General features: G+C 66.1%; 1 protein-coding gene. It reads left to right on the top strand.

What is annotated here, in order from left to right:
- Positions 1–492 (top strand): threonine/serine exporter family protein (locus LPN03_RS20750; protein WP_262455765.1); only part of this gene is annotated, 492 nt, incomplete at both ends.

Genomic DNA, 492 nt, shown 5'->3' with positions numbered 1-492 from the left:
AGTCCGTATGCCAACCCAATGATCCAGGTGGGCAAGGCGGATGAGTCGGCGCGCAAGACCATCGACTTTGCCCTGCGCCTGGCTGAGACGATGTTCCGGTACGGGGCCGGCGCCCTGGAGGTGGAGACGTCCATCATCGCCGTGACCGCCGCCTTTGGGCTGCGCAACATTGAGGTGGACATCACCAACCAGTCCGTCATCATCAACTACGCCCACCGCGACGGCGTGCCCATCACCTTGCTGCGCGTGGTGCGGTCGTGGACCAGCAACTATGCCGGCCTGGTGCAGGTGCACGAACTGGTGACGGACATTGTCGGCAGCGGCGTGGGGCGCGCGGAGGCCCACCGCCGCCTGGACACCATCATCAAGGCGCCCAAGCCGTTTCCCCGGTGGATGGTGGCCCTGGCCGAAGCAGTGTTCGCTGCCGCCGTCGTTGGGGTCATCGGCGGCTCCGCCTTTGGCATGGGAGTGGCACTGGTGACCATCCTGCTG

The sequence above is a fragment of the Arthrobacter sp. A2-55 genome (genome assembly GCF_025548615.1).
In the GTDB taxonomy this organism is placed as follows: Bacteria; Actinomycetota; Actinomycetes; order Actinomycetales; family Micrococcaceae; genus Specibacter; species Specibacter silviterrae.
The sequence above is the reverse complement of the archived record's forward strand: the minus strand, read 5'-3'. Positions and strand labels throughout refer to the sequence as shown.